We start from the raw sequence: 24,131 nt of genomic DNA, 5'->3' as shown, positions 1-24,131 counted from the left end.
GGGCGCTTCGCCCCTCCACCGCCTGTCCCGTCCATCGGACGATCTTGCACCGGACCGCGGGCCGCAGCCAGCAGGCACGCCTCCGAGGTGCGCGCTCACCGGGTGAGGTCCAAGGTGGGGATGACTCCCCGGGAGCGGCCCGGGGGCGCCACGGAGGTACCGACATGTCCCACGCGTCAGGGTCGCCGCAGGGGGCGACGGGCGGTTCGGCCGTACCGCCGCACCCGTACAAGAACAAGGCCATCGGGCTCGCGGTCGCCGCCGCGGTCGGTGGCTTTCTCTTCGGCTTCGACAGCTCGGTCATCAATGGCGCGGTCAACGCGATCGAGGGCGAGTTCGACATCGACCCTGCCGTCACGGGCATCGTCGTCGCCATCGCGCTCCTGGGCTGCGCGTTCGGCGCGTGGCTGGGCGGCAAGCTGGCCGACCGGTGGGGCCGCACCCGGGTGATGTTCCTCGGCGCGGTCCTGTTCTTCGTGTCCTCGATCCTGTCCGGCATCGCGTTCAGCGCGTGGGACCTGGTCCTGTGGCGCGTGATGGCGGGCATCGGCATCGGCATCGCGTCCGTGATCGCGCCGGCCTACATCGCGGAGATCGCCCCGGCGGCGATGCGCGGCCGGCTGGGCTCGCTGCAGCAGCTCGCGATCACGCTCGGTATCTTCGCGGCGCTCCTCTCCGACCAGCTGCTGGCGACGTCCGCGGGCGGTGCGGCCGAGGACCTGTGGTTCGGGCTCGAGGCGTGGCGCTGGATGTTCATCGTCGCGGTGATCCCCGCCGCGGTGTACGGCATCCTCGCCCTGCGGATCCCCGAGTCGCCGCGCTACCTCATCGCCACCGGCAAGCGCGAGGAGGCCAAGGCAGTGCTGGCCACGACGCTGGCCGAGGGCGACGACGTCGAGGCCCACGTCGCCCAGATCGAGAAGACGATCGAGACCGACAAGAAGCTGGAGTCCCAGGCGAGCCTCAAGGGCCCGCGCTTCGGTCTCCTGCCGGTGGTGTGGATCGGCATCCTGCTGTCGGTGTTCCAGCAGTTCGTCGGGATCAACGTGATCTTCTACTACTCGACCACCCTGTGGCAGGCGGTCGGGTTCGAGGAGAGCCAGTCGTTCATGGTCTCGACGATCACGTCGATCACCAACGTGCTGGTGACGTTCATCGCGATCGCGCTCATCGACAAGGTCGGGCGCCGGCCGCTGCTGCTCACCGGGTCCGCAGGCATGGCGGTGACGCTCGGCATCATGGCGCTGGCGTTCACGCAGTCGTCGGGGTCCGGCGAGGACGTCACGCTCGACGGCTCGTGGGGCGTCATCGCCCTGATCGCCGCCAACCTGTTCGTCGTCTTCTTCGGTGCCACGTGGGGTCCGCTGGTGTGGGTCCTGCTCGGGGAGATGTTCCCCAACCGCATCCGTGCCGCGGCTCTCGGTGTGGCCGCGGCTGCGCAGTGGATCGCGAACTTCCTGATCACGGTGTCGTTCCCGCCCATGCTGGCGGCGTTCGGCGCGTCGATCCCCTACCTGATGTACGCGATCTTCGCGGCGCTCTCGTTCTTCTTCACGCTCTGGAAGGTGCCCGAGACCAAGGGCATCGAGCTCGAGGACATGGAGGGCGTCAAGGTGGACCGGAGTCGTCGGGGCACCTCCACGCCGGCCTGACGCACGACCCACCGCGCGCGGCCGGGCCCCTCCACGGGCCCGGCCGCGTCGTCGTGGAATAACCTCAACCTTCGGTTGCTTGAAGCAATTATCTATCGTATGGTTGCATCAAGCAACAAAAGGAGCTCCATGCCGTCCGCCCAGCCCGAGACGCCCCCGCAGACGCTGCTGCGGTCGGTCGAGGCCTTCAACCGCGCGCTGCGCGAGTCGTCCCTGGGGGTGGCGCGCGACATCGGGTGCTCCAAGGGCACCCTCGCGATCGTCCGGATCCTGCAGCACCGCGGCACCCTCCAGGTGAGCGACCTCGCGCACATCCTGCGCGTCGACATCTCGGTGGCCAGCCGCCAGGTGAGCCAGCTGGTCGACGACGGCCTGGTCGAGCGCGCGGTCGCGGACGACGACCGCCGCGCCCGCACGATCCAGCTCTCCCCCGCCGGGCGCTCGCTCGCGGTGGAGATCGCGGCCGCACTCGGCCGGCGCGCCGCCGAGGTGTTCGCCGACTGGTCGCTCGACGAGCTGCTCGACGCCGCCGCCACCCTGGACCGGCTCGGCGAGTCCGTCTCCCGCTTCGCGGTCCCCATGGACACCGCGGGCGTCCTCACCTCCGCCTGAACCACCCTCCCGACCTGCCGCCGCCGCCGGGTCTCCCTGCCAGCACCCACGAGAGCGAGACCATGTCCAGCACCACCCCCACGCCCACCAGCACCGCCGAGATCGCCCCGAAGATGACCCACCGCGAGGTCCTCGAGGCCCTCTCGGGCATCCTGCTCGGGATGTTCGTCTCGATCCTGGCGACGAGCGTCGTGTCCTCGTCGCTGCCGCGGATCATCTCCGACCTCGACGGCACGCAGTCCGCCTTCACCTGGGTGGTCACCGCCACCCTGCTCACCACCACCATCTCCACCCCGATCTGGGGCAAGCTGGCCGACCTCGTCGACCGCAAGCTGCTCATCCAGCTCGCGCTGGCGATCTCGGTGCTCTCCTCCGCCCTCGCCGGGTTCTCGCACGACACCGGCATGCTCATCGGCATGCGCGCCCTGCAGGGCATCGGCGCCGGCGGCCTCACCGCGCTCGGCACGGTCCTCATCGCCGACATCATCAGCCCGCGCGAGCGCGGCAAGTACATGGGCCTCATGGGCGCCGTGATGGGCATCGGCATGGTCGGCGGCCCGCTGCTCGGCGGCGTCATCACCGACAGCGCCGGCTGGCGCTGGAACTTCTTCCTCGGCCTGCCGTTCGCCGTCGCCGCGATCATCGTGCTCCAGCGGACCCTGCACCTGCCCGCCCGCAAGTCGCGCCAGGTGAAGATCGACTACGCCGGTGCCACGCTCCTGTCGATCGGCATCGCGACCCTGCTCCTGTGGATCACGTTCGCCGGCACCTCGTTCGACTGGGCCTCCTGGCAGACCGCCGCCATGCTCGGCGCCTCGCTGCTCGCCCTCGCGCTCGCCGTGTGGGTCGAGTCCCGCGCCGCCGAGCCGATCATCCCGCTGCACCTGTTCACGAACCGGACGCTGGTCCTCGCCGTCGTCGCCAGCATCGCGGTCGGCGTCGCCATGTTCGGCACGACCGTGTTCCTCAGCCAGTACATGCAGCTGGCCCGCGGCAAGACCCCGACCGAGTCGGGCCTGCTCACCATCCCGATGATCGTCGGCCTGCTGGTCTCCTCGACGATCTCCGGGCAGATCATCAGCCGCACCGGCAAGTACAAGAAGTTCATGATCGCCGGCGCCGTCCTGCTCACCACGGGCACCGGCCTCATGGGCACCATCCACTTCGACACGAGCTTCACGCTGGTCTCGCTGTACCTGGTCATCATCGGCGCGGGCGTCGGCATGCTCATGCAGAACCTCGTGCTCGCCGTGCAGAACACCCTCGACGTCCGGGAGGTCGGCTCCGGCACCTCGACCGTCGCGTTCTTCCGCACCCTCGGCGGCGCGCTCGGCGTGTCCGCGCTGGGCGTCGTGCTCTCCCACCGGGTCACGGACCTGATGGCCAAGGGTCTCGTGGCGATCGGCATCGACCCGACCGCGATGGGCTCCGACGGTGCGATCCCCGACCTGTCGACGCTCCCGGAGAACATCCGGATGGTCGTCGAGCAGGCGTTCGGCAACGGGGTCGCGGACCTGTTCCTCGTGGCCACGCCCGTCGCGCTGATCTCGCTGATCGCCGTCCTGTTCCTCAAGGAGGTGCCGCTGGGCAACCGCTCGGGCATCGAGCAGCTCCTGGAGCAGGAGGCCGCGATGCTCGCTCCGGCCACGTCCGAGGCGGCAGTCGACGCCGAGCTGGAGACGCTGACCGACGAGCAGCGGGTCGCGGCGCGCGACTGACCGCGGACACGGACGCGCCCCTCGGTCTCGGACCGGGGGGCGCGTCCGTGTTGTCAGTGCGTGCGGCGGGCGGCTGCGAGGTCCGAGTTGAGCCGGCCGAGCTGGGTGGCCAGCGCCGCGACGTCGGCCTCGCCCCACCCGGTCAGCGCCTGGCGCAGGAACGTCCGCCGGGCCTGCTGGGCGCTCTCGAAGCGGCGCTGACCCTCGTCGGTGAGCTCGAGGAGCTGACCCCGGTAGTCGTCCGGATCGGGCCGCCGGGACACCAGCCCGAGGGCGCCGAGGCGGGCGAGCTGGCGGGACATGGTGCCTCGCCCGACGCCGATGTTCATGGCGAGATCGCTCGCCCGCACCCCGGGCGACGCGGCGATGAGTGCCAGGAGCGAGTAGGCGGCGGGCTCGAGGTCGGGATGGACGTCTCGCGAGATCGCTGCCGAGGACGCCTGCGCGCGGCGCAGGAGGAGGCCGAGCTCTCGCTCGAGCTGGCGGAACTGTTCGTCGACCACGGGGACATCCTGGCGGCAAAAGCACGGAGGGCGCTGCATCACCACCCGGGGGGGTGGGAGCGTTTCAGCAGATCACCGCAGCCATGGGGTGTCAACACCCAGGCCCTGCCACCGGGAGGGCGCAGTCAGTGCGACCAGGTCGACCGCTGGCGGGCGACGTGAGCGATCGCCGCGATGCGCGCCGGGTCGAGCCGCACCGGCATGGCGCGGAAGACGGCCTGGACGTCCTGGCGTGCGATGGCGAACGCGTCGTGCCCCGGCTGGACCGTGCGCACCTCGAGGTCGCCGTGCACCACCACGACACCGCGGACGGTGATCGCCGCGCACGCGGCCGCCAGGAGCGCGCCCTGCACGCGGGTGGCCTCGAGCCGCGCGTCGCGCAGGTACGACATGGACCGGCCGTCGACCTCCAGCGTGCGGCCCTCGACGACGACGCGCTGGCCCGGGTGCCGGCGCTCGGCGACGGTGAAGATGCCGGCCGGACCGATGAGGAGGTGCTGGACGAGGCTGCCCTGCCGGCCGAGCGGCACGTCGTGGATGACCTGCCAGCCCTCGTCGCCCAGCCGCTCCAGCCGGGTGCGCACCGAGCTGCCGCGCTCTCCCCGCCGGGCCGCCAGGTCGATCGCGTCCCAGTCCTCGCCGCCGAGCCACGCCTGCAGCGCTGCCTCGTCGACCGGGTGGAGGTTTCCGACGGCGGTGGTCGGCATGCTCAGTGCCAGCTCGGACACGTCGGCGCGCAGGTACGCCTGCGCAGCGCGGCGCAGGCCGCTCTCGAGCAGCGGGTCGTCGACCACGACCTCGCCGGACTGCAGGTCGACCGATCCGACGCGGGCGCCGGACTCCTGCGTGACATAGAGACGGTCGGCGCCGTACCGCCTCCACCGCCGCACCGTCAGAACATCCTCCACGCGTGCATTATCGGCATCCGAGCGCCCGGACTTCACACGTGTCGACCATCTGGACGTCGCCCGTTCGGGGTGTCGGGTCCGGCGCGCCGGAGGACACCCCGAACGAGCCCGTGCGCGGGTGCGCTCAGGCGTCAGCCTCGAAGGTCAGGCTCACCGAGTTCATGCAGAACCGGTCGCCCGTGGGGGTCTGCGGGGCGTCGTCGAACACGTGCCCGAGGTGCGACCCGCACCTCGCGCAGCGCACCTCGGTGCGGACCATGCCGAGGCTCCGGTCGGAGATCAGCTCCACCCGGTCGCCCGCCAGGGGCGAGAAGAAGCTGGGCCAGCCGCAGTGCGAGTCGAACTTGGTGTCGGAGCGGAACAGCTCGTTGCGGCACGCCCGACAGCGGTAGACCCCCGTCCGCTTCTCGTCCAGCAGCTCGCCCGTCCAGGGCCGCTCGGTCCCGGCGCGCCGGAGCACGGCGAACTCCTGCGGCTCCAGCTCCAGGGCCCACTGCTCGTCGGTCTTGGTCACCTCGTACGTCATCGGATCCTCCTGGGGAAGTTGGCGTCCGATGTAACCGCCGAGCGGGGACGGACGTTCCCGACGCGCCGGGGCAATCTCTCTGACCTGGGATGTCGCTGTCGGGCGGACAGAACGCATACTCTCGCCTCAGCGCGGCCCCCTCCCGACCCGCGCTCGCCCCAGCTCACGAGGTCCCGCGTGCCAAGAGCAACCCGCCGTCGCTGGCCGCTGACGCGATCGTTCGCGGTCATCAGCCTCGCGGCCATGGCTGTGCTCGGGCTCGCGCTCGTCGCGGTGACCTGGAGCGTGATGAGCCAGCAGTCGGTGCGGGACGGCATCGCGACCGCGGAGACCGTGACGTCGTACGCCAACGCCACCGTGCCGACCGACTCCTACGTGACGCCCGACGCGCTCACCCCCGAGCAGAAGGACGCCGTGAAGGCCGCGACGGCCGGGTTCGGCGAGCGGTTGGTGGAGCTGCGCCTGTGGGCGCTCGACGGCTCGCTCATCTACAGCTCCGCCGACCAGACCACGACCGGGTTCCCCGACGGCGCCCGGCTCGACCAGGTGACGCAGAAGGACGGCCGGCCGAGCGCCCGCGTGATCACCGACGTGCGCGGCTCCGAGGTCGAGGGCGAGGGCGGGACCGAGCGGCGCGTCCTGGACGTCTACGTGCCGGTGCGTGCGAGCGAGACCGCGGAGCGCGACCCCGCACGGCCGCGCGACGACGTGGTCGGCGCGGCCGAGGTGATGCTCAACCACGACGCCGCCAGCGTGGCCCTCGCCGACGCGGTCCGCACCGTGTCCCTGGTGGTGGCCGTCGGCCTCCTCGCGCTCTGGACGGTCCTGTTCCGGACGGTGTGGACGGCGTCCCGACGGCTGCAGGCGACCGCGCTGGAGAACGCCCGGCTCGCCCTGCTCGACTCGCTCACGGGCCTGCCCAACCGCCGCATGCTCGCCGAGCGTATGCGCCGCACGATCCTCGAGGCGGAGGAGACCGGCTCCCGGGTCGGCCTGATGCTCCTAGACATCGACCGGTTCAAGGACATCAACGACTCGCTCGGCCACGACCGCGGCGACGAGCTGCTCGAGCAGGTCGCGGAGCGGCTGCGGGGAGCGCTGCGGGACGAGGACATCGTGGCGCGGCTCGGTGGCGACGAGTTCGCGATCCTCCTGCCCGACGTGCGCTCGGTGGCCAACGCGGAGCGGCTGGCCCGCCGGGTGCGCGGCCTGTTCGTCCCGCCCTTCATGCTCGGCGAGCTGCCGCTGCACGTGGACACGTCGGTCGGTGTGGCCTGCCTGCCCGACCATGCGACCGACCCGTCGTCGCTGATGCGCACCGCGGACGTGGCGATGTACGCCGCCAAGCACCGCCGCACGGGCGTCTCGGTGTACTCGGCCGACGAGGACGACTCGTCGCCGGCCCGCCTGGTCCTGCTGGGCGACCTGCACCGCGCGCTGACCCCGATGGCGGACGCCCCGCGCGAGCTGCGCATGCACTACCAGCCCAAGATCGAGCTGGCGACGGGCAAGACCGTCGGGCTGGAGGCTCTGATGCGCTGGGTGCACCCGACGCGCGGCGTGCTGCCGCCCACCACGTTCATCCCCCTGGCCGAGCAGTCCGGCCTCATCCACGACGTGACGCGGTACGCCCTCACCGAGTGCGTGACGCAGCTGGCCGCGTGGCGCGTCGCGGGCCGCGCGACCCCGGTGGCGGTGAACCTCTCGGCGCACGACGTGACGACCGCGGCGGTGGTCGACCTCATCGAGTCGCTGCTCGAGGAGCACTCCGTGCCGCCGGACCTGCTCGAGGTCGAGATCACGGAGACCGCGCTCGTCGCCGACCCGTCCCGGGTGGTCCCGGTGCTCGAGCGCTTGGGCGCGCTCGGCATCCGCGTGGCCATCGACGACTTCGGGATCGGCAACACGTCCATCTCCCAGCTGCGGGACCTGCCCGTCGACGAGCTGAAGATCGACCGGCTGTTCGTCGCGGACCTCGGGGTCGACGGACGGGAGGGCTCGGAGGTCGTGGTGCAGGCGATGGTGGACCTGGCGCACTCGTTCGACCTGCGGGTGGTCGCCGAGGGCGTCGAGGACGAGTCCACGGCCGTGATCCTGCGGCGGCTCGGCGTCGACCAGGCCCAGGGCTTCCTCTACTCGCAGGCCGTCCCGCCCGACGACCTCCCGCTGACCCAGTCGGTGCCGCGTCCGCGACGCGGCCGGGGCACGCGCAGCGGGGTCGCGCTTGCGACGACCCCCACCACCAGCACCCGGCGGGCGCGCCCACCGCGACCACCTGGCGCGCCGGGCGCAGACAACTCGATCGGGTGAGTATCGTGCTTTCGTCTCAAGTCGGGCCCCGAGGTGCCGATACAACAGTCTCGACTCTCGCCCCAAGGGGGGTTCCCGCATGATGGACGACCTGCTCCAGGAGATGATCGACCCCGCCCCGGTGCACCACGACGCACCGCGCCGTCGGCGTCTCTGGACCACCGTGGCGATCGTCGGTCTCGCTGCGGTGGGTGCCACGACGCTGACGACGTCCGCCATCTTCACCGACAACGACACCGTGTCGGCCGAGATCCAGAGCGGCACCGTGGACCTGGTCGTCGGCTCGACGACCGCCTTCGCGTTCGCGCCGCAGAACCTGAACCCCGGAGCGACGACCTTCGCACCGCTGCTGGTCTCCAGCACGGGTTCCCTGGAGCTCCGGTACGCGATCTCGTACAGCGCGGTCCCGACTGCCGGACCCGCCGGGAGCCCCGCCGTCGAGGGCACCGACGGCACGACGGCGGTGGCGACGGGTGCCAACCTGGCGAACGTCCTCGAGCTGCGGATGTTCCCGGTCGCCGCGGCCGCCGACTGCAACGCCACCAACACGGCGGGCACACCGCTCAACCTGCCCGGGACGATCACCCCGTGGCCCGCGACGACCACGATCCTGGTGGGCGACCCCGCTCAGCTGTCCCAGACCGGCGACCGGGTGCTCAACGCGGGCAAGCCGAGCGAGTGGCTCTGCGCGCGGGTCGACTTCCCCTCGTCCGCCGGCAACGAGTACCAGGACTCCGGCGTCGAGCTCACCCTGCTCTTCAACGCCGAGCAGACGGCCAACAACACCTGAGCCTGATGGCCCCCTGGTCGGACGGGCAACGAGACGCCCCAACCGTCGACCGACGCGCGCCGCGCGTGATCGGTCGGCGGCGCACTCGTGCCCCGAAGCCCACGTGGCGCCGGCTCCTCGGCGTCGCGCTCTGGACCGTGGTCATCATCTGCGGGGCGGCCTACGCCACCTCGCTGGCGGTGCCGCTGTGGTTCCAGGCGCACGGCCAGCGCCTGCTCATCGTGACGTCGGGCTCCATGGCACCGAAGTTCGACGCGGGTGACGCGGTGGTGCTCCGCGCGATCGCCGACGAGTCGGACCTCAAGGTGGGTCAGGTCATCTCGTTCTGGCCCATCGGCACCACCGACCTGGTCACGCACCGCATCGTGGCGCTGCGCAAGCTGCCCGACCTCCGCCAGGACGAGGCGACGGGCAAGATGGTGCCCAAGCTGAACGCCGCCGGGGAGCAGCTCACCAAGTCGTACGTGGTGACGAAGGGGGACGCCAACGCCGAGCCCGACGTCAACGCGACCCCGATCGGCAGGATCCGCGGCGTGCAGCTCGCGGTGCACAGGGGCTGGGGCTGGGTGCTGCAGTGGGCCGGATCCGCGCAAGGACGCGCGGCGATGCTCGTCCCGCCGCTGGTCGCGCTCGCTACGCTCGAGCTGCTCGCCATCGGCGACGCGCGGCGCGCCCGTCGTGCGAGCCCGGTGCGCACGGACCACATGGACAGGAGGGTCGATGAGCTCCTCCTCGACTGAGCGCGACGACGTCGCCCCTGACCCCCGGTCCTTCTGGTCCGTCGACCGTGCCGGCCTCGTGCGCCTCGGTGTCGCGCTCGCGTTCGCCGTGGCCGCGCTGCTGAGCCCGCTGGTGGGCTCGACGTCGGCGCAGTTCACCGACAGCACCGAGGTGTCGATCACGTTCTCCGTCCCGCCCACCCCGGCGCCGGTCCCCTGACGGCGTCGACCCCGTGCGGGGTCGACGCCGTCGAGGTCAGGGCCGCAGGCCGCGCGCCCCGAGGAGCACGGCGTCGGGGTCGTACACCAGCGAGAGCATCTGCAGCCGGCGCGCCGCGTCGGGCGTGAACACCCGCTCGATCCACTCCTGGCCCGCCGAGTCGGTGAAGTTGGGCAGGCCGCCCGGACGCGTCCAGGCGGCGAGCCCGTCGTGCACGCGCGCGGTGTCCGCGGTGACCATCTGGGCGATCTCCGGGATCATCACGCCGATCGTGAAGAGCGAGTACGCCGCGTCGCGGTGCGGGAACGCGCTGGGCAGGCCGCGGTCGTCGCGGACCTTGCCGCCCAGCTGACGCACCTCGACCATCGCCTGGGCGGTCTGCGCGTCCGGGCCGACCAGCTCGAGCAGCCGGTCGGCGCCGTCGATCCCGAACGAGTGCAGCAGGCTGTGCTGCTCGTGCAGCGGCATCGGGTCCACGGGGTCGCTGTGCACGTCGCCGAGCGCCGAGTACGGCATGACCTGCACGGTGTCGATGAGCGGCGCGGCGACCGAGCGGATCGCCCGGATCATCTCCTCGCCCACCGCGGGGTCACCCGTCCAGGCGAAGCGCACCGAGACCGACGTGGTCCCGCGCAGCGGCTCCGGGAACATCGGCATGTCCGGCAGCCGCATCACGGCGACGGACGTGGTCCCCTCCTCCGGCAGCAGCTCGCACCACTGGCTCCAGGTGCGGATCACCGCAGCCGCGTCCGCGGCGCCGAACCACAGCGCGCCCGCGTACAGCTCCGCCTGGTCGACGAGGTCGATCTCGACCGCGGTGACGATGCCGAGCGCGCCCTTGCCTCCGCGCAGACCCCAGAACAGGTCCGGGTGGCTCTCCGCGGTGACGCGGCGGAACACGCCGTCGCCGGTGACGAGCTCGAACGCGCGCACCGTGTCGGACGCGAGCCCGTGGGAGCGGGCCACAGGTCCGAGCCCACCGCCCGTCAGGTAGCCGACCACGCCGACGTCCGGTGACGAGCCGGCCAGACCGGCGAGCCCGTACGGCGCGCACGCCTCGAGGACGGCCGCCCACTTCACGCCCGCGCCGATGCGCGCCCAGCGCTCGTCGGCGTGGATGGTGACCTCGCCGAGGGCCGCGGTGCTGACGAGGATCGCGTCCTGCATGGTCTCGGTGGCCCCGTGGCCGGTGCCCTGGACCGCCACCCGGACGCCCGCGGCGGCCGAGGCGCGCAGCGTGCGGCTGACGTCGTCAGGTCCCCGCGCGGCGACGACCGCCGTGGGTCGGATCGCCTTGAGGAGGTTGCTGGTGCCCGTGAGAGCGGCGTACGCCTCGGTGCCGGGCAGGTGCACAGGGACGCCGGAGTCGGCGAGCGCCTGCACGGCTGCTGCGGTGGCCGGACGGTAGTCCGCACCGATCAGCGAGCTGAGGATGGTCATGATCGTGCCCTTTCCTGTCCGCGCCGTCGTTCGGCGCACGGGCAGAAGGGGACACGGCCTGGGCCGCCTGATACATCCGGGTTGTCCGAAGTTACGGACCGGTACGTCAGCCCGGCGGCGTGGCCGGCAACGCGATCGTGAAGCTGGTGCCCTCACCGAGGGTGCTCTCGATGCTCAGTGAGCCGCCGTGCGCGTCGACCACGGCCTTGGTGATCGAGAGCCCGAGCCCGACGCCCGGGATCGCCCGGCGGGTGGCCGTCGACGCCCGGAAGAACCGGTGGGTCAGCTGGGACAGCTCGTCGGGCGGGATGCCGATGCCGCTGTCCGCGACCACGATGACCGCGCCGCCCCGCTCGCCCGGACCGACCTCGAGGCGGACGGTCCCCCCGGAGGGCGTGAACTTGATCGCGTTCGAGACCAGGTTGTCCACCGCCTGCGCGAGCCGGACCGGGTCGGCGTCGAGGACCGTCGAGGTCACCGACGGCACCAGGGCGATGCCGGCCGCCTCGGCTGCCGGGGCGGCGGCCGCCACCGCGGCGGACACGATCTCACCGGCGTCGATGTGCTGCGGCGAGATGGAGAACCGGCCCGCGTCCACCTGGGCGCTGAGCAGCAGGTCGCCCACGAGGCGCAGCTGGCGCYGGGCGTTGCGCTCGATCACGGTGAGGTACTCGCGCTGCTCGTCGGACAGCGGGTCGGTGCCGTCGGTGAGCAGCTCGAGATAGCCGAGGACCGAGGTGAGCGGCGTGCGCAGCTCGTGGCTCACCAGGCTGACGAACTCGTCCTGGAGCCGCGCCGCCTCGCGCTCGGAGGTGACGTCCGTGGCGACGACCACGTAGCCGCTCACCGTGCCGTCCGCCTCGGCACGTCGGGTGACCGCGAGCCTGACGGTCATCCGGACCCCGTCGCGCGCGACGTACGTCCAGTCCCGCACCTCCGGCCTGCCCGCGAGCGCCGGCGCGACGAGCGCGTCGACCAGGGTCTGCGGGTGGTCGATCGGGCTGTCGTCGGAGAACAGCAGGGCGCGGCGCGCCTCCAGCTCGTCGCGGTCGTGGAAGTCGGTCAGGCGCATGCGCCCGACGACCTCGCCCTGCCCGTACCCGAGCAGACGCTCCGCGCCGGCGTTGAACACCTCGACCATGCCGGTGGCGTCGGTGGCGATGATGGCCTGCTCGGTGGCCGAGTCGATCACGGAGACCAGCTGGTCGCGGGCCGCGCGCCGCTGGTTGGCCACGCGTGCGAGCTCGACGGCGTTGGCACGGGCGCGGTCCAGCAGCACCGCCTGGTCCATCTGCAGCGAGAGCAGTGCGACGCTGCGGGCCCGGAGCCGAGCGGTGATCTCGTGCACCGTGACGGCGACCACGAGGGCCACGAGGGTGACGAACAGGGTCCGGATGACCGTGTCCACGGTGACGGGCACGCTCGAGAGCAGGACCGGCGAGAACACCACCCCCGCGACGCCCAGCGTGGCCAGCACGATCCCCCGACGGCCCGTCTCGGACGCGAGCGTGATCACCGGGAAGAACACCAGCGTCGTGTACGGCGAGCCCGGCCCGCCGGTCCCGGACCGCAGGAGGGCCACGGCCAGCAGCTGGACCACCGGCAGGACGTCCTGGGCCGCCTCGGGCCACCGGCTCCAGGGCAGGACCCGCGCGGCGACGAGCTGGCCCGCGGTGAGCACCCCCGCGATCAGGACCTCGACCGGGCTGGTCACCCGCGCGTCCGGGATCAGCAACGTGAGCACGGCGACGAAGAACATCCCGACGAACGGCAGCTGGCGCTCGACCACGCCGCCGTCCGGGCCGAGGTGGCGGGCGAGGCGCCGCAGGAAGCGCGAGCTCGTCGTGAGCAGGTCGGTGCGCTCGGTCGACCAGATCTCGCTCATGCGCCGGTCACGGTCCCGTCCCCAGCGCGCGCGCCAGCGCGGCCTGAACGCCCTCGCCGGTGAACGGCTTGGGCAGCCACGCCTCCACCTGCGGGTAGTCGTCGGGGTCGAGGACCGACGTGATGATCACCGGCAGGCCGGGGCGGCGCGCGTGCAGGACGTCGACCAGCTCCCAGCCCCCCATGCCGGGCAGGCGCAGGTCGACGATCGCGACGTCGACCCCGAGGTTGTCCTCGTCGGCGAGCGCCTGCTCGGCACTCTTGGTCGCCACGACGTCGTAGCCCAGCCGGCGCAGGTGCCGCTCGATGAGGGCGAGCTCGTCCGGCTCGTCGTCGACCACCAGCACGCGCGCGCTCACAGCACGCCCTCGTGCAGCAGGAGCACGGCGACCGTGATCGCGGCGGCGACAAGGGCGACCACCAGGAGCAGCCGGCGCTCCGTGCGCGCGTTCGACCGGATCTCGTCGTCGAGGGCGTCGGGCGAGAGCGTCGCCCACCAGCGGGCGTCGTCGCCCGCGGCCGCCCGGTGCGCGCCCGTCATCCCATCACCCGTCCTGTCTTCTCCGTCTTGTCCCACACCGCGGCGGCGCCGCGCCACTGCTTCACGTACGCGTCGAGCGTGATCGCGCAGAGCACCGGACCGAAGCCCACCACGTAGAGCAGCGGGAGAGCGAGCCACCGCACCGGACGGACGCGCTCGAGGATCCGGATCACCCACGCCAGGAGCATCGCGAGCACCGACCAGGAGTAGAGCGTGAGCGTCCACAGCGCGCGGCCGGTCTCGGTCATCTCGAGCCCGAGCAGCGCCGGGAGGCGTTCCTCCCAGAGGTTGGGGAACCAGGCCGCCGTCATGACCACGAGCGCGCCGAGACCCGGGAACACGATGCCCTGGAACCACGACCGGCGGGCCGTCTCGCGGTCGAGCAGGAGGGTGGTCACCGTGATGAACACGTAGGCGCTCACCGCCACCCACCAGAGGCCCTGGAACACCGCGGTGGCCGTCACGCTCGCCACGAAGTACAGGCCGACCAGCCCGATCGCCGCCAGCGTCATGGCCACCGGGAGCAGGTAGATGGCGAACCAGATGATGCCGAAATCGAGGTTGCCCAGGTTGTGCACCCGGGAGGGTCGGAACCAGATGCGGGCGAAGGTGCGGGTGATCTGCACGTTCCCGCGGGCCCAGCGCACCCGCTGCTTCCACAGGGCGGTGACCGTGTCGGGCTCCTCCGCCAGCACCACCGCGGCCGGCTCGAACACCACTCGCCGCCCGTTCAGCTGCGTGAGGAACGTGGTGTAGGTGTCCTCGGCCAGCGTCGAGGTGTCCACCTGCCCGCCGACCGCCTCGAGGTTCTCCCGCGAGTGCAGCTGCGCACCGCCCGCGAGGCAGGCCATCGCTCCCATGACGTTCTGCGCGCGCCGGGCGGCCGCCTGCGCGGTCACGTACTCGTAGCCGATGAACCGCGCGACGCTCCCCGGCCGCCCGCTGCCCTCGCGGATGAACGCCGTCACGGCCCCCACGTTCTCGTCGGCCAGGTGCCGGGCCATCCGCCGCAGGGAGTCGGGGCGGTAGATGACGTCCGCGTCCATGATGAGCAGCGCCTGCATCCAGTCGTCGTCCAGCGCGTACCGGATGCCGTGGTTGAGGGTGTGGGCCTTGCCCTGACCGCCCTGCTCGCGGCGCAGGTGCACGATGCGGTCGTCGTACTGGGCCGCCTTGGCGCGGACCACGTCGGGGGTGTCGTCGGTGCTCGCGTCGTCGACGACGAACACCTTGAGCCGGTCCGGCGGGTACTCCAGGCTCATCAGCCTGTCGAGGGACGCCGCGAGCACGGCCCCCTCGTTCCAGGCGGGGACGATGACCACGACGCGCGGAAGGTGCGGTGCCGACGACGTCAGGTGGTTGCGGAACGCGTGCACGGGGACCAGGAGGTACTGGTACAGCCCGGCGAGCACGGGGATGACGCCGATGCCCACGAACGCGACGAAGATCGCGACCAGCGCGTCCTGCCCGACACCCGTCATCCCTGCACCCAGCTGTAGACGCCGACGTCCGAGGCGACGTGCGCGTCGGTGGACGCGACGAGCTGCACGCCGGCCGCCCGCCAGCGGTCCGTCGCCCGCGGACCCGGGCAGCGCCACTTCTCGTTGACCTCGACCGTGGTGCCCGTGGCGACCGCGGCCCCGGCCAGCGCGTCCAGGAGCTCGTCGGGGACGTCGTCCTCGGTGAGGCCGATCTTGGGCAGGATCGAGAACGGGTGCGCCAGCTGCGCGCGGCCCACGGCGTGTATGGCACGGATGGTGGCGGTGACCAGCAGCTCGACCACGTCGACCGGGGCCAGCCCCGCGTCGATCCGCTCGCGGGTGGCCCGCGGGCTCCAGGGGCCGTCCGGTCCGGGCACCTGGTGGTCGGCCAGGAGCACCCGGTCCGCGCCGCCCGGCGAGCCCAGCGCGGCGAGCACCTCCGGCGGAGCGTCCACCGCGCCGGACGCGTCGAGGATCTTCGCCTCCACCCCGGTCAGCACCGTCAGACCCTCCAGCCGCGGCAGGGCGCGGACCACCGAGAGGAACTCGGGCACGTACGTGGTGGAGACGCGCACGTGGTCGACCATGCGGATCTCGCGCAGGCGTGCGACCTGCGCCGCGGCCAGGTTCTCCGCGGGCGTGCTGACGGCGTCGTCGGAGAACGTGGAGTGGACGTGGTGGTCGCCGTCGGTGGCAGGACCTGCGCTCATCGTGGCGGCAGGACGTCAGCGATCGGCAGGAAGACGTCCTCGAGGTAGCGCACGTTCGCGATCTCCTGGAAGTCGACGTGGTCGGGCACCGGCCGGCCGAGCACCGCGTCGAGCGTGAGGGACGGCATGTCGACGCCGGCCGCGATGGTCAGCGGCATCGCGCCGGGGAACCGCGGGTTGACCTCGAGCAGGGCCGGGCGGCCCTCGACGTCCCGCTTGAGCTGCACGTTCGCCACCGTGGTCAGGCCGATGGCGCGCGCGACCGCCGAGGCGGTCTCGACCAGCTCGTCGTCGTGCACCGTGACGCCCGCGACCGCGACGCCGGAGTCCACCCGCAGTCGGGCGCGCGGCACGGCGGCGATCACGCGGCCGTCGAGCCCCGCCAGGACGTCGACGGAGTACTCGTCCCCGGGCAGCAGCTCCTGGACCAGCAGGTCCTCCTCGGCGTCGTGCACCGCGTCGAGCTCCGCCTGCGTGCCGATCAGCCGGATCCCGCGCGAGCCCGCGCCACGGCGGGGCTTGACGATCACCGGGAAGTCCCAGCCGGAGACCGCCTGGGGAGTGCCGATCAGCTCGGTCCGGGGCACCCGGACGGTCCGCGCGCACGCGGCGGCGAGGGCCAGCTTGTCCAGGCAGGTCTCGAGCGTGCTCAGCGAAGGGGACGCGAGGATCGTGCCGTCGGCGAGCAGCTCGTCCCGGGCGGCGGCGAGCTTGGGCAGCTCGACGTCCACCGTCGGGAAGAGCACGTCGACGCGCTCGTCGAGACAGAGCTTGCGCACCACGTCCACGAAGTCGGCGGCGCGACCGGCCGGGACCAGGTGACGCGACCCGGCGTCGACGAGGTAGAGCGCGCTGGCCCACCGGTCCATGTCCGCCGCGATCACCTCGACGTCACCGCGACGCTGCAGCGAGCGGATCACCGCGACCCCGGCGGGTCCCCCTGCACCCGTGACCAGGACCCTCATGCGTGACCTCCGTGCCCGTCGACCTTCTCGGCGGCGGGGGCAGCGGCAACGCCGATCGCCCGCGCCTTGCTGCTCAGCATCGTGGCCGCCCGCACCATCTCCAGCGGCTCGGCGTACTGGCCGCCCCCGAACCGGGACCAGTACCGCGCGGTGGACCGCACCAGCTCGGGGTCCATGTAGTCGCGGTGGGACTGCGACTCGAACGCCGCGAGCATCTGCAGCTTGGCGTCGAGGAACCCGTCGACCGGCACGAACCGGGTGGGCCGGAAGTCGATCGTCGACGACGGGCTCTGGAAGCACGCGAGAGACGGCACGCGGCGGGCGGCGACGTCGACGGCCTGCCGGACCGCCCGGTGGTCCTGGTGCCGGTCGTGCTCGCTGTGCGTGTAGACGACGCTCGGCTCGACCTCGGCGATGAGCGCCTCGATCGTCGTGATGAGCCCGCTCGCGGGGTCCAGCCGCGTGTCCTCGAAGTCGTGCAGGTACAGCCGCGCGCCGATGACGCCGGCCGACGCGAGCGCCTCGTGCCGGCGGGACTGCACGTCGCCGCCGATCGCCCCGCCGGACAGGGTGAGGATGACGACCGTGTCGCCGGCCGCGCGGTGCGAGGCGAGCGTCGCACCGACACCGATCTCCACGTCGTCGGGGTGGGCGCCGACCGCCAGGACGACCTCGTTGCTGCCCATCGCCGCGCGCTTGACACGCCCCTCGACCGCGAGCGCGGTGACCCGGTCGAGGAGGGTCGCGGCCGCCACGGGCTTGACCAGGAACTCGTCCGCGTCCCGGCGCAGCGCCTCGACGGCGTAGTCGACGCTGGCGAACGCGGTCATGACGGCCACCGGGGTGCCCGCCGCCCGGGACCGCAGCTCGACCAGCAGCTCCAGTCCGCTCATGCCCGGCATCTGGATGTCGGTGAGCACCACGTCGAACTCGTGCGCGGCCACCTCGGCCAGGGCAGACATCGGTTCGTGCACCACGGTCACGGCCATCCCGCCGCGACGCTCCAGCACCGTCCGGACGTACTGTGCAGTGTCGGCGTCGTCCTCGACAACCAGGACCCTGATCTGCTCGTTCGTCACTCCGTACAGCCCTCCGTCGACGCCCCCGTCGGCCCCACGGTATAGGGGGATGCCGGGGACGGCCCCTCGGGACCCTGTGGGTCGGATCACGCTTACCGACATGGACACGCGTCCAGTTTTCGAGGCGGGAATACGACAGGGGGTGGTCCTGTTGAGCGGCAAGTACATGCAAACGCATGGAACTCTCACCAGAGCGAGGCGCGAGATGCAGTTCGGGATCTTCACCGTCGGCGACGTCACCACCGATCCGACCACCGGCCGGACGCCGGACGACACGGAGCGGGTGCGCAACATGCTCACCATCGCCCAGCACGCCGACCAGGCGGGTCTGGACGTCTTCGCGACGGGCGAGCACCACAACCCGCCGTTCGTGCCCTCGTCGCCCACCACCATGCTCGGCTACCTCGCGGGCACGACGAAGAACATCGTCCTGTCGACCGCCACGACGCTGATCACGACCAACGACCCGGTCCGGCTGGCCGAGGAGTACGCGATGCTCCAGGTCATCTCCGACGGCCGGATGGACCTCATGATGGGCCGCGGCAACACCGGCCCCGTGTACCCCTGGTTCGGCCAGGACATCCGCCAGGGCATCCCGCTGGCGATCGAGAACTACGCGCTGCTGCGCCGCCTCTGGGAGGAGGAGGTCGTGGACTGGCAGGGCAAGTTCCGCACGCCCCTGCAGGGCTTCACGTCGACCCCCCGCCCGCTCGACGGAGTGCCGCCGTTCGTGTGGCACGGCTCCATCCGCAGCCCCGAGATCGCCGAGCAGGCCGCGTTCTACGGCGACGGCTTCCTGCACAACGCGATCTTCTGGCCGCTCGAGCACGCCGCGCAGATGGTGAGCTTCTACCGCCAGCGCTACGAGCACTACGGGCACGGCCAGGCCGACCAGGCGATCGTCGGGCTCGGCGGGCAGGTGTTCATGAACAAGAACTCGCAGGACGCGGTCAAGGAGTTCCGGCCGTACTTCGACAACGCGCCCGTCTACGGGCACGGTCCGGCGATGGAGGACTTCATGCGCGACACCCCGCTGACCGTGGGCAGCCCGCAGCAGGTCATCGACCGGTACGGGAAGTTCCGCGACCAGGTCGGGCACTACCAGCGCCAGATGTTCCTCATGGACCACGCCGGTCTCCCGCTGAAGACCGTGCTCGAGCAGATCGACATCCTCGCCACCGAGGTCGTCCCGGTGCTGCGCGCCGAGGCCGAGTCCGCCCGTCCGGCGCACGTGCCGGCCAACCCCCCGTCGCACGCCGAGCGGGTGGCGAAGGCCGTGGCCGCGGGTACCGTGCGTGAGCAGACGGTGACCGCGACCGACGAGTACACCGGCCTGCGGGCCGAGGACTCCCTCTCTTCCTGATCGACTTCTTCGGGCACTGGAAAGGACCACGATGAGCGACCGCTCGATCGTCGTCATCTCGGCCGGGCTGTCCCAGCCCTCGTCGACGCGACTGCTGGCCGACCGCCTGGCAGACGCGACCGTCACCGAGCTCGCCGCCCGCGGCATCACCGCGCACGTCGAGACCGTGGAGCTGCGCGACGTCGCCCACGAGATCGTCAACATGACGCTCTCCGGCTTCGCGTCCGGCGCCCTCACGGACGTCCTCGAGAAGGTCGCCGCGGCGGACGGCGTCATCGCCGTCACGCCGATCTTCTCCGCGTCCTACTCGGGGCTGTTCAAGTCGTTCGTGGACATCCTCGACAAGGACGCCCTCGTCGGTCGGCCCGTGCTCGTCGGCGCGACCGGCGGCACCGGCCGGCACTCGCTGGCGCTGGAGTACGCGCTGCGCCCGCTGTTCGCCTACCTGCGGGCCGACGTCGCCGGCACGGCCGTGTTCGCGGCCACCGACGACTGGGCCGACGGTGGTGGCGACGACGTCAACCCCCTGCCGAACCGCATCCGCCGCGCCGGCCGCGAGCTGGCCGAGATGGTGGCCGACCGGGAGCCCTCCGCGCCCGTGGGCCTGTACGACGCGGTGCCGTCGTTCGAGCAGCTGCTCGGCGGCGCCTGATCTGAGCATGACGACGGGCCCGACGCACACGCGTCGGGCCCGTCGTCGTGCTCACTTCACGCGCAGCGACACGATCTTGCCGTCGCCGAACACGTCGGTGGACACGTACAGCTTCCCGTTCGACCAGTCGAGCCCGGCCGGCTGGTTCAGCGACACGAGAGGCGTCACCACCCCGCGCCTGCTCACCGAGGAGACCTGGTTGACGTACAGCTCGGCGACGTAGACGGTGCCGTCCGAGCCGATCGCCAGGTTGGTCGCGCCGGAGAAGCCGGTGGCGAACGGCTTCACCGCGCCGGTCCACGGGTTCACCCGGTACACCGCTCCGAGCGGGCCCAGGCTGCCGTCCTCGGGACCGCCGGGCAGCGACGACACGTAGAGCCAGCCGTCATGGCCCAGCTCGACGTCCGTCGGCACCGGCTCGAGGTTGTACTGGTGGCCGACGACGCAGTCGGGCAGCCCGAGCGCCCCGGCGATCTCCGCGGTGACCTCGACCGGCGTCGGAGGCAGGACGGCGACCGTGCTGACGCGCCCGCGGTGATCCACCTTGAGCACCGCGTTGGCACCCGCGTCGGCGACGTAGGTGACACCGGGCAGGCTCAGGGAGCCGTAGGCGTGGCTGTCCACGGCACCCGTGTACGGGGCGAACGGCGGGACGAGGGTCGCGGCGCACGCGGGGTCGAGGTCGGTGAACGCGTACCCCTGCTCGCCGTCCGGGTTGGCCTGCTGCTCGTACGCGAGCAGGTCGGCGACCACGCGGATCTGCCCGTCGTGGCCGCGGCGCTTGAGCACGGAGGACAGGACCTGGAACTGGTCGCCCGCCCGCTCCGCCCACGTGACCGAACCGAGCAGCGTCGAGACCGCGGCGACGTCGGTGCCGGTCGACGGCGACAGCTCCTGCGGCGCCTCACCCGGCCGGATGCTGACCAGCGTGCCGGCGAACGCCTGCCCGACGTACAACGTGCCGCGCCGATCGAGGTCGAACGTCAGTGGGGTCACGAGATGCTCGGCGACGGTCGTCGGCTCCCCGGCGGTCGGCGGCTTCGGGCCGTGCCCGTGGCCGGGATGCCAGCCGCCGGCCAGCTCCTGCACGGTGGCACCGCGATGACCGAAGCCGTCCTGGTCGGCGGCGGACGCCGGAAGGCCGGCGACGAGCAGACCGCCCACGGAGAGCGCGGCGACGGCGATGGACCTGGTCCCCCTCATGCTTCCTCCTCGTCGAGAAAACATCGCCCGCGTCGTCGGCAACCGGCTGAACTGTCGGTGGGATGCGGACGAACCGCCCGAATCGGGCGCCGATCCACTATGAACCCGCTGTGGATCGGCTGTCCAGGTCGCCCCGGGCACGCCGACGGCGGGGAGCTGAGGGGCGCTCCCCGCCGTCGGTGGTCCTGCTCCGTGCACCCGGCCGGTCGTGCCCCGGCGCGGGCGTGGCGGTTACTGCGGGCTGAGGGTGAAGGTGGAGCCGGCCTCGGCGGGCTCCACGTCGAGACGCTGGTCGGCCAGGGTGAGCGACGCCTCGGGGTCGACGTAGACGCGGGTGGACCCGTCGGTCACCACGTCGTCGCCCGGGACGGGCTCAGGGACGAGTGCCAGCTCGAACCCGCCCGCCTCCTGCTGCGCGATGCGCAGGCCGCCCGTCTCGTCGGGCAGGCCGGCCTGGGTGGTGAGCGTGTGGACGGTGGACAGGGCACTGTCGGTCAGGGTGAGCACGAAGGCTCTCCTCTCGGTTGCCGGTGGCGCCACCCTCGCGGGCGGCTCGTCGGACGCCTCCACCGTGCCCATGGGCGCACGCGGCCCGCAACTCGGCGTCCGCTGGGCGAGACCACGTGCACCCGTGCGGCCGCCCGCCTCTGCGCACTACGGTCGAGGGCATGCCGATCCCGCTCCGGGTCGCGCGGTTCAACCGCCGGGTGACCAACCCCCTGCTGGGGACGATCTCCGACTGGCTGCCGCCGTTCGCGACGCTGCACCACGTGGGACGCTCCAGCGGGCGCCGGTACCGGACTCCCGTCTTCGCGTTCTCGTCGCCGCGCGGTGTGGTCATCGCGCTCACCTACGGTCCCGACGTCCAGTGGCTGCGCAACGTCGAGTACGGCGGCGGGGCGCGCATGGTCCGGCGCGGTCACGTCCTGGCACTGACCCATCCGCATCGCCTGCACGGTGCGGCCGGAGCCCGGCTCGTGCCCCGGGTGATCCGCGCCGGCTTGCGCCTGATGCGGGTCGACGACTTCGTCGACCTCGCCGCCGACCCGCGTCCGTAGGAGGAGCCATGCCCCGCGAGGGATACCCCGCCGCCACCGTCGAGGAGTACCTCGACGCGATCCCGCCGGCGCAGGGAGCCGCGCTGCGCGTGGTGCGCGACCGGCTGCTCGCCGTCGTCCCCGACGCCGAGCAGGTGATCTCCTACCAGGTGCCGACGATCCGCTACCGCGGGGCGGGACTCGTCGCCCTGTCGGTGGCGAAGTCGCACTGCAGCCTGCACCTGATGAGCCCGCCGCTCGCGCGGTCCCTGACCGGGGTGCTCACCGAGGGGAAGCTGTCCGGGGCCACCCTGCAGTTCGACGCCGGGTCCCCGCTCAGCGACGAGACCGTGCGGCTGGTCGCCGAGCGCCGCATGGCCGAGGTCGACGCGCGGCTGTCGCCGGCCTGAGGGCCGTCAGCGGCCCGTCGAGCGCCGTCAGCGGCCCGTCGAGGGCCGTCAGCGGCCCGTCGACGAGAAGTGCTGGTAGTCGATCGGGGACTCCCAGTCGCCGCCCCACAGCCAGCCGACCGACGCGAAGGCCCGGACCACCGCGTCGCCGCCGTGGATCACCCCCGGGCTGTCGGGCCGGTCGGCGAACGCGCGGCCGTCGTCGGGCGCCACCGACGATCCCCGGACGTACGGGTTCTCCACCGGGTTGAGGTCGATCGCCCGGCCATACGCGTGCTCGGACCACTCCGACCCGCCCGTGATCGCCCGGCAGTTGAACGCCGACGTGTTGTCCGCCGCCATCGAGTCGTCGTCGCTCGCGCCGAAGTCGTCGACCAGCCGCATCGACCGGACCGGGTAGCCCGCGTCGAACAGGGCCCGGAACACCGTGACCATGTCGTCCGCCGCGTCGGCGTGCACCACCAGCTCGCCCTGCCGGTCGACGCCGTCGAAGCCGCGGTGCGTGACCGTGACGTAGCGCAGGTCCTCGAGGGGCACCGGGCAGCCCGGCCGCCACGACGGCTCCATGCGGGCGGCCAGCTCGGGGGTGATCGGGGAGATCGCGGACGTGAACGCCGGCGGGAGGGCGACGACGGGGTCGTCGGTCGCCCCCGGGGCGCTCGGTGCGGTCACCGGCGTGGAGGTGGCGGTCGGCGTGACGGTCGGCCGCGGGGCACGGCTCGCCTGCGACGACGCGCACGCTGACAGCAGCGCGACCAGCATCACGACCATCCCCGTGCGCCCCCGGTGCCCCATGCGGACCAGTGTGGCCCGGCGACACCACCCCGCGTCGAGGCCCGGGTCCTTGGCCTTGACGCGGTCGGTCCACCCGCTACGACGGTCTGCCCACGTCGCGTCCGGTGCGGCTCCCGCTACGACGGTCCGTCCACGTCGCGTCCGGTGCGGCTCCCGCTACGACGGTCTGTCCACGTCGCGTCCGGTGCGGCTCCCGCTACGACGGTCTGTCCACGTCGCGTCCGGCGCGGCTCACGCTACGACGGTCCGTCCACGTCGCGTCCGGCGCGGCTCCCTCGTCGGCGGTCACACCACTCCGCGACGGCTCCCGACGATGCCCGATGACACCGTCGTACCCGCCCACAGGTCCGGGTCCGTGCAGCCCTCGGCACAGTGCATCCCGCAGGTGGGGCACACCCAGAGCGTGTGGTGCCGGTCGACCGTGCACCCGCAGGTGACGAACCGCTCCGACGGCCGGCCTGGGCCGCTGGTGGTCCACCGGTGCCCCGCGGGGCAGCCCGGCGGCGGGACCCGCACCCAGCCGCGTGGCGTGCGCTGCCACTTCGACCAGTCGACCTCCCGGATCATCGAACAAGTGTACGAGCAACGCTCGATCGCTCGTTGGCCCCGCTAT

26 protein-coding genes are annotated in these 24,131 nt (G+C 72.3%); 11 read left to right on the top strand and 15 right to left on the bottom strand.

From position 1 onward, the window contains the following. Positions 1 to 164 precede the first annotated feature (164 nt). The 3 genes from AC1DXT_RS09985 (at position 165) to AC1DXT_RS09975 (ending at position 3,982) form a co-directional block, all read left to right on the top strand. A complete protein-coding gene (locus AC1DXT_RS09985; protein WP_477061202.1) occupies positions 165 to 1,652 on the top strand; it encodes a sugar porter family MFS transporter in 1,488 nt (495 codons plus the stop codon). Positions 1,653 to 1,781: 129 nt separating this feature from the next. Next, positions 1,782 to 2,264: a MarR family winged helix-turn-helix transcriptional regulator gene (locus AC1DXT_RS09980; RefSeq protein WP_477061201.1), complete on the top strand. Its 483-nt coding sequence runs from the start codon at positions 1,782 to 1,784 to the stop codon at positions 2,262 to 2,264. Between the two features lie 62 nt (positions 2,265 to 2,326). After that, a complete protein-coding gene (locus AC1DXT_RS09975) occupies positions 2,327 to 3,982 on the top strand; it encodes an MDR family MFS transporter (RefSeq protein ID WP_477061200.1) in 1,656 nt (551 codons plus the stop codon). Positions 3,983 to 4,035: 53 nt separating this feature from the next. On the opposite strand, the gene AC1DXT_RS09970 is transcribed toward AC1DXT_RS09975, so the two are convergent. The 3 genes from AC1DXT_RS09970 to msrB form a co-directional block, all read right to left on the bottom strand. Beyond that, positions 4,036 to 4,485, bottom strand: coding sequence for a MarR family winged helix-turn-helix transcriptional regulator (locus tag AC1DXT_RS09970; RefSeq protein WP_477061199.1), 450 nt, complete (start codon positions 4,483 to 4,485; stop codon positions 4,036 to 4,038). A 125-nt stretch (positions 4,486 to 4,610) separates the two neighbouring features. Beyond that, the gene (locus tag AC1DXT_RS09965; RefSeq protein ID WP_477061198.1) at positions 4,611 to 5,393 is read right to left on the bottom strand and encodes a nuclease-related domain-containing protein; all 783 of its coding nucleotides are present in this window, start codon (positions 5,391 to 5,393) and stop codon (positions 4,611 to 4,613) included. A gap of 124 nt (positions 5,394 to 5,517) precedes the next feature. Then, positions 5,518 to 5,919 carry a peptide-methionine (R)-S-oxide reductase MsrB gene (gene msrB / locus AC1DXT_RS09960; protein WP_477061197.1) on the bottom strand — a complete coding sequence of 134 codons (402 nt, stop codon included), beginning with the start codon at positions 5,917 to 5,919 and terminating at the stop codon, positions 5,518 to 5,520. A 243-nt stretch (positions 5,920 to 6,162) separates the two neighbouring features. Between msrB and AC1DXT_RS09955 the strand changes: the two genes are divergently transcribed. The 4 genes from AC1DXT_RS09955 (at position 6,163) to AC1DXT_RS09940 (ending at position 9,958) form a co-directional block, all read left to right on the top strand. After that, on the top strand, positions 6,163 to 8,229 hold the full coding sequence (locus AC1DXT_RS09955) for a putative bifunctional diguanylate cyclase/phosphodiesterase (protein WP_477061196.1): 2,067 nt from the start codon (positions 6,163 to 6,165) through the stop codon (positions 8,227 to 8,229). Positions 8,230 to 8,308: 79 nt separating this feature from the next. After that, positions 8,309 to 9,019, top strand: a complete 711-nt coding sequence (locus tag AC1DXT_RS09950) for a hypothetical protein (protein ID WP_477061195.1) — start codon at positions 8,309 to 8,311, stop codon at positions 9,017 to 9,019. A gap of 65 nt (positions 9,020 to 9,084) precedes the next feature. Beyond that, positions 9,085 to 9,759: a signal peptidase I gene (locus AC1DXT_RS09945; RefSeq protein ID WP_477061194.1), complete on the top strand. Its 675-nt coding sequence runs from the start codon at positions 9,085 to 9,087 to the stop codon at positions 9,757 to 9,759. After that, complete coding sequence (locus AC1DXT_RS09940) at positions 9,740 to 9,958, top strand: hypothetical protein (protein WP_477061193.1); 219 nt, start codon at positions 9,740 to 9,742, stop codon at positions 9,956 to 9,958. The genes AC1DXT_RS09945 and AC1DXT_RS09940 overlap by 20 nt, the downstream gene beginning before the upstream one ends. Positions 9,959 to 9,994: 36 nt before the next feature. On the opposite strand, the gene AC1DXT_RS09935 is transcribed toward AC1DXT_RS09940, so the two are convergent. The 8 genes from AC1DXT_RS09935 to AC1DXT_RS09900 all read right to left on the bottom strand — a co-directional run bounded on the left by AC1DXT_RS09935 (position 9,995) and on the right by AC1DXT_RS09900 (position 18,058). Then, on the bottom strand, positions 9,995 to 11,398 hold the full coding sequence (locus AC1DXT_RS09935) for an FAD-binding oxidoreductase (RefSeq protein WP_477061192.1): 1,404 nt from the start codon (positions 11,396 to 11,398) through the stop codon (positions 9,995 to 9,997). A 106-nt stretch (positions 11,399 to 11,504) separates the two neighbouring features. After that, entirely contained in the window at positions 11,505 to 13,283 is a 1,779-nt protein-coding gene (locus tag AC1DXT_RS09930; RefSeq protein WP_477061191.1) for a sensor histidine kinase, read from the bottom strand. Between the two features lie 7 nt (positions 13,284 to 13,290). After that, complete coding sequence (locus tag AC1DXT_RS09925) at positions 13,291 to 13,641, bottom strand: response regulator (RefSeq protein WP_477061190.1); 351 nt, start codon at positions 13,639 to 13,641, stop codon at positions 13,291 to 13,293. Next, a complete protein-coding gene (locus tag AC1DXT_RS09920; RefSeq protein WP_477061189.1) occupies positions 13,638 to 13,823 on the bottom strand; it encodes a hypothetical protein in 186 nt (61 codons plus the stop codon). Before AC1DXT_RS09920 ends, AC1DXT_RS09925 begins: the two co-directional genes overlap by 4 nt. After that, a complete protein-coding gene (locus tag AC1DXT_RS09915) occupies positions 13,820 to 15,304 on the bottom strand; it encodes a glycosyltransferase family 2 protein (RefSeq protein ID WP_477061188.1) in 1,485 nt (494 codons plus the stop codon). The genes AC1DXT_RS09920 and AC1DXT_RS09915 overlap by 4 nt, the downstream gene beginning before the upstream one ends. Beyond that, positions 15,301 to 16,014: a histidinol-phosphatase gene (locus AC1DXT_RS09910; protein ID WP_477061187.1), complete on the bottom strand. Its 714-nt coding sequence runs from the start codon at positions 16,012 to 16,014 to the stop codon at positions 15,301 to 15,303. Before AC1DXT_RS09910 ends, AC1DXT_RS09915 begins: the two co-directional genes overlap by 4 nt. Then, entirely contained in the window at positions 16,011 to 16,979 is a 969-nt protein-coding gene (locus tag AC1DXT_RS09905; protein ID WP_477061186.1) for an ATP-grasp domain-containing protein, read from the bottom strand. The genes AC1DXT_RS09910 and AC1DXT_RS09905 overlap by 4 nt, the downstream gene beginning before the upstream one ends. Continuing rightward, positions 16,976 to 18,058, bottom strand: coding sequence for a PIG-L deacetylase family protein (locus AC1DXT_RS09900; protein ID WP_477061185.1), 1,083 nt, complete (start codon positions 18,056 to 18,058; stop codon positions 16,976 to 16,978). Before AC1DXT_RS09900 ends, AC1DXT_RS09905 begins: the two co-directional genes overlap by 4 nt. Before the next feature lie 205 nt (positions 18,059 to 18,263). On the opposite strand from AC1DXT_RS09900, the gene AC1DXT_RS09895 reads away from it, so the two are divergent. Beyond that, a complete protein-coding gene (locus tag AC1DXT_RS09895; protein ID WP_477061184.1) occupies positions 18,264 to 19,421 on the top strand; it encodes an LLM class flavin-dependent oxidoreductase in 1,158 nt (385 codons plus the stop codon). Between the two features lie 31 nt (positions 19,422 to 19,452). After that, positions 19,453 to 20,073, top strand: a complete 621-nt coding sequence (locus tag AC1DXT_RS09890) for an FMN reductase (RefSeq protein ID WP_477061183.1) — start codon at positions 19,453 to 19,455, stop codon at positions 20,071 to 20,073. Positions 20,074 to 20,124: 51 nt separating this feature from the next. On the opposite strand, the gene AC1DXT_RS09885 is transcribed toward AC1DXT_RS09890, so the two are convergent. Together AC1DXT_RS09885 and AC1DXT_RS09880 are read right to left on the bottom strand one after the other, a co-directional pair. Next, entirely contained in the window at positions 20,125 to 21,276 is a 1,152-nt protein-coding gene (locus AC1DXT_RS09885; RefSeq protein WP_477061182.1) for a ScyD/ScyE family protein, read from the bottom strand. Positions 21,277 to 21,507: 231 nt separating this feature from the next. Further along, positions 21,508 to 21,783 (bottom strand): iron-sulfur cluster assembly accessory protein, encoded by a 276-nt coding sequence (locus AC1DXT_RS09880; RefSeq protein ID WP_477061181.1) that lies wholly within the window; start codon positions 21,781 to 21,783, stop codon positions 21,508 to 21,510. Between the two features lie 161 nt (positions 21,784 to 21,944). Here AC1DXT_RS09880 and AC1DXT_RS09875 point away from each other — a divergent pair, with 161 nt between their 5' ends. Next, complete coding sequence (locus tag AC1DXT_RS09875) at positions 21,945 to 22,334, top strand: nitroreductase family deazaflavin-dependent oxidoreductase (RefSeq protein ID WP_477061180.1); 390 nt, start codon at positions 21,945 to 21,947, stop codon at positions 22,332 to 22,334. Between the two features lie 8 nt (positions 22,335 to 22,342). After that, complete coding sequence (locus tag AC1DXT_RS09870) at positions 22,343 to 22,723, top strand: iron chaperone (RefSeq protein WP_477061179.1); 381 nt, start codon at positions 22,343 to 22,345, stop codon at positions 22,721 to 22,723. 48 nt (positions 22,724 to 22,771) lie between these two features. Here the strand turns inward: AC1DXT_RS09870 and AC1DXT_RS09865 are convergent, their stop codons facing one another. Continuing rightward, complete coding sequence (locus AC1DXT_RS09865) at positions 22,772 to 23,518, bottom strand: M15 family metallopeptidase (protein ID WP_477061178.1); 747 nt, start codon at positions 23,516 to 23,518, stop codon at positions 22,772 to 22,774. Positions 23,519 to 23,803: 285 nt separating this feature from the next. Continuing rightward, positions 23,804 to 24,085, bottom strand: coding sequence for a hypothetical protein (locus AC1DXT_RS09860; RefSeq protein ID WP_477061177.1), 282 nt, complete (start codon positions 24,083 to 24,085; stop codon positions 23,804 to 23,806). Between the last annotated feature and the right edge of the window lie 46 nt (positions 24,086 to 24,131).

Source organism: Cellulomonas sp. P1_G12_2 (assembly GCF_056405535.1).
The sequence above is the reverse complement of the archived record's forward strand: the minus strand, read 5'-3'. Positions and strand labels throughout refer to the sequence as shown.

What these genes read in the sequence shown, in the direction of transcription:
- AC1DXT_RS09985 (WP_477061202.1), top strand. Translation starts at nt 165, where the DNA reads ATGTCCCACGCGTCAGGGTCGCCGCAGGGGGCGACGGGCGGTTCGGCC.
- AC1DXT_RS09980 (WP_477061201.1), top strand. Translation starts at nt 1,782, where the DNA reads ATGCCGTCCGCCCAGCCCGAGACGCCCCCGCAGACGCTGCTGCGGTCG.
- AC1DXT_RS09975 (WP_477061200.1), top strand. Translation starts at nt 2,327, where the DNA reads ATGTCCAGCACCACCCCCACGCCCACCAGCACCGCCGAGATCGCCCCG.
- msrB (WP_477061197.1), bottom strand. Translation starts at nt 5,919, where the DNA reads ATGACGTACGAGGTGACCAAGACCGACGAGCAGTGGGCCCTGGAGCTG.
- AC1DXT_RS09955 (WP_477061196.1), top strand. Translation starts at nt 6,163, where the DNA reads ATGGCTGTGCTCGGGCTCGCGCTCGTCGCGGTGACCTGGAGCGTGATG.
- AC1DXT_RS09950 (WP_477061195.1), top strand. Translation starts at nt 8,309, where the DNA reads ATGATGGACGACCTGCTCCAGGAGATGATCGACCCCGCCCCGGTGCAC.
- AC1DXT_RS09940 (WP_477061193.1), top strand. Translation starts at nt 9,740, where the DNA reads ATGAGCTCCTCCTCGACTGAGCGCGACGACGTCGCCCCTGACCCCCGG.
- AC1DXT_RS09935 (WP_477061192.1), bottom strand. Translation starts at nt 11,398, where the DNA reads ATGACCATCCTCAGCTCGCTGATCGGTGCGGACTACCGTCCGGCCACC.
- AC1DXT_RS09920 (WP_477061189.1), bottom strand. Translation starts at nt 13,823, where the DNA reads ATGACGGGCGCGCACCGGGCGGCCGCGGGCGACGACGCCCGCTGGTGG.
- AC1DXT_RS09915 (WP_477061188.1), bottom strand. Translation starts at nt 15,304, where the DNA reads ATGACGGGTGTCGGGCAGGACGCGCTGGTCGCGATCTTCGTCGCGTTC.
- AC1DXT_RS09910 (WP_477061187.1), bottom strand. Translation starts at nt 16,014, where the DNA reads ATGAGCGCAGGTCCTGCCACCGACGGCGACCACCACGTCCACTCCACG.
- AC1DXT_RS09905 (WP_477061186.1), bottom strand. Translation starts at nt 16,979, where the DNA reads ATGAGGGTCCTGGTCACGGGTGCAGGGGGACCCGCCGGGGTCGCGGTG.
- AC1DXT_RS09895 (WP_477061184.1), top strand. Translation starts at nt 18,264, where the DNA reads ATGCAGTTCGGGATCTTCACCGTCGGCGACGTCACCACCGATCCGACC.
- AC1DXT_RS09890 (WP_477061183.1), top strand. Translation starts at nt 19,453, where the DNA reads ATGAGCGACCGCTCGATCGTCGTCATCTCGGCCGGGCTGTCCCAGCCC.
- AC1DXT_RS09885 (WP_477061182.1), bottom strand. Translation starts at nt 21,276, where the DNA reads ATGAGGGGGACCAGGTCCATCGCCGTCGCCGCGCTCTCCGTGGGCGGT.
- AC1DXT_RS09875 (WP_477061180.1), top strand. Translation starts at nt 21,945, where the DNA reads ATGCCGATCCCGCTCCGGGTCGCGCGGTTCAACCGCCGGGTGACCAAC.
- AC1DXT_RS09870 (WP_477061179.1), top strand. Translation starts at nt 22,343, where the DNA reads ATGCCCCGCGAGGGATACCCCGCCGCCACCGTCGAGGAGTACCTCGAC.
- AC1DXT_RS09865 (WP_477061178.1), bottom strand. Translation starts at nt 23,518, where the DNA reads ATGGGGCACCGGGGGCGCACGGGGATGGTCGTGATGCTGGTCGCGCTG.
- AC1DXT_RS09860 (WP_477061177.1), bottom strand. Translation starts at nt 24,085, where the DNA reads ATGATCCGGGAGGTCGACTGGTCGAAGTGGCAGCGCACGCCACGCGGC.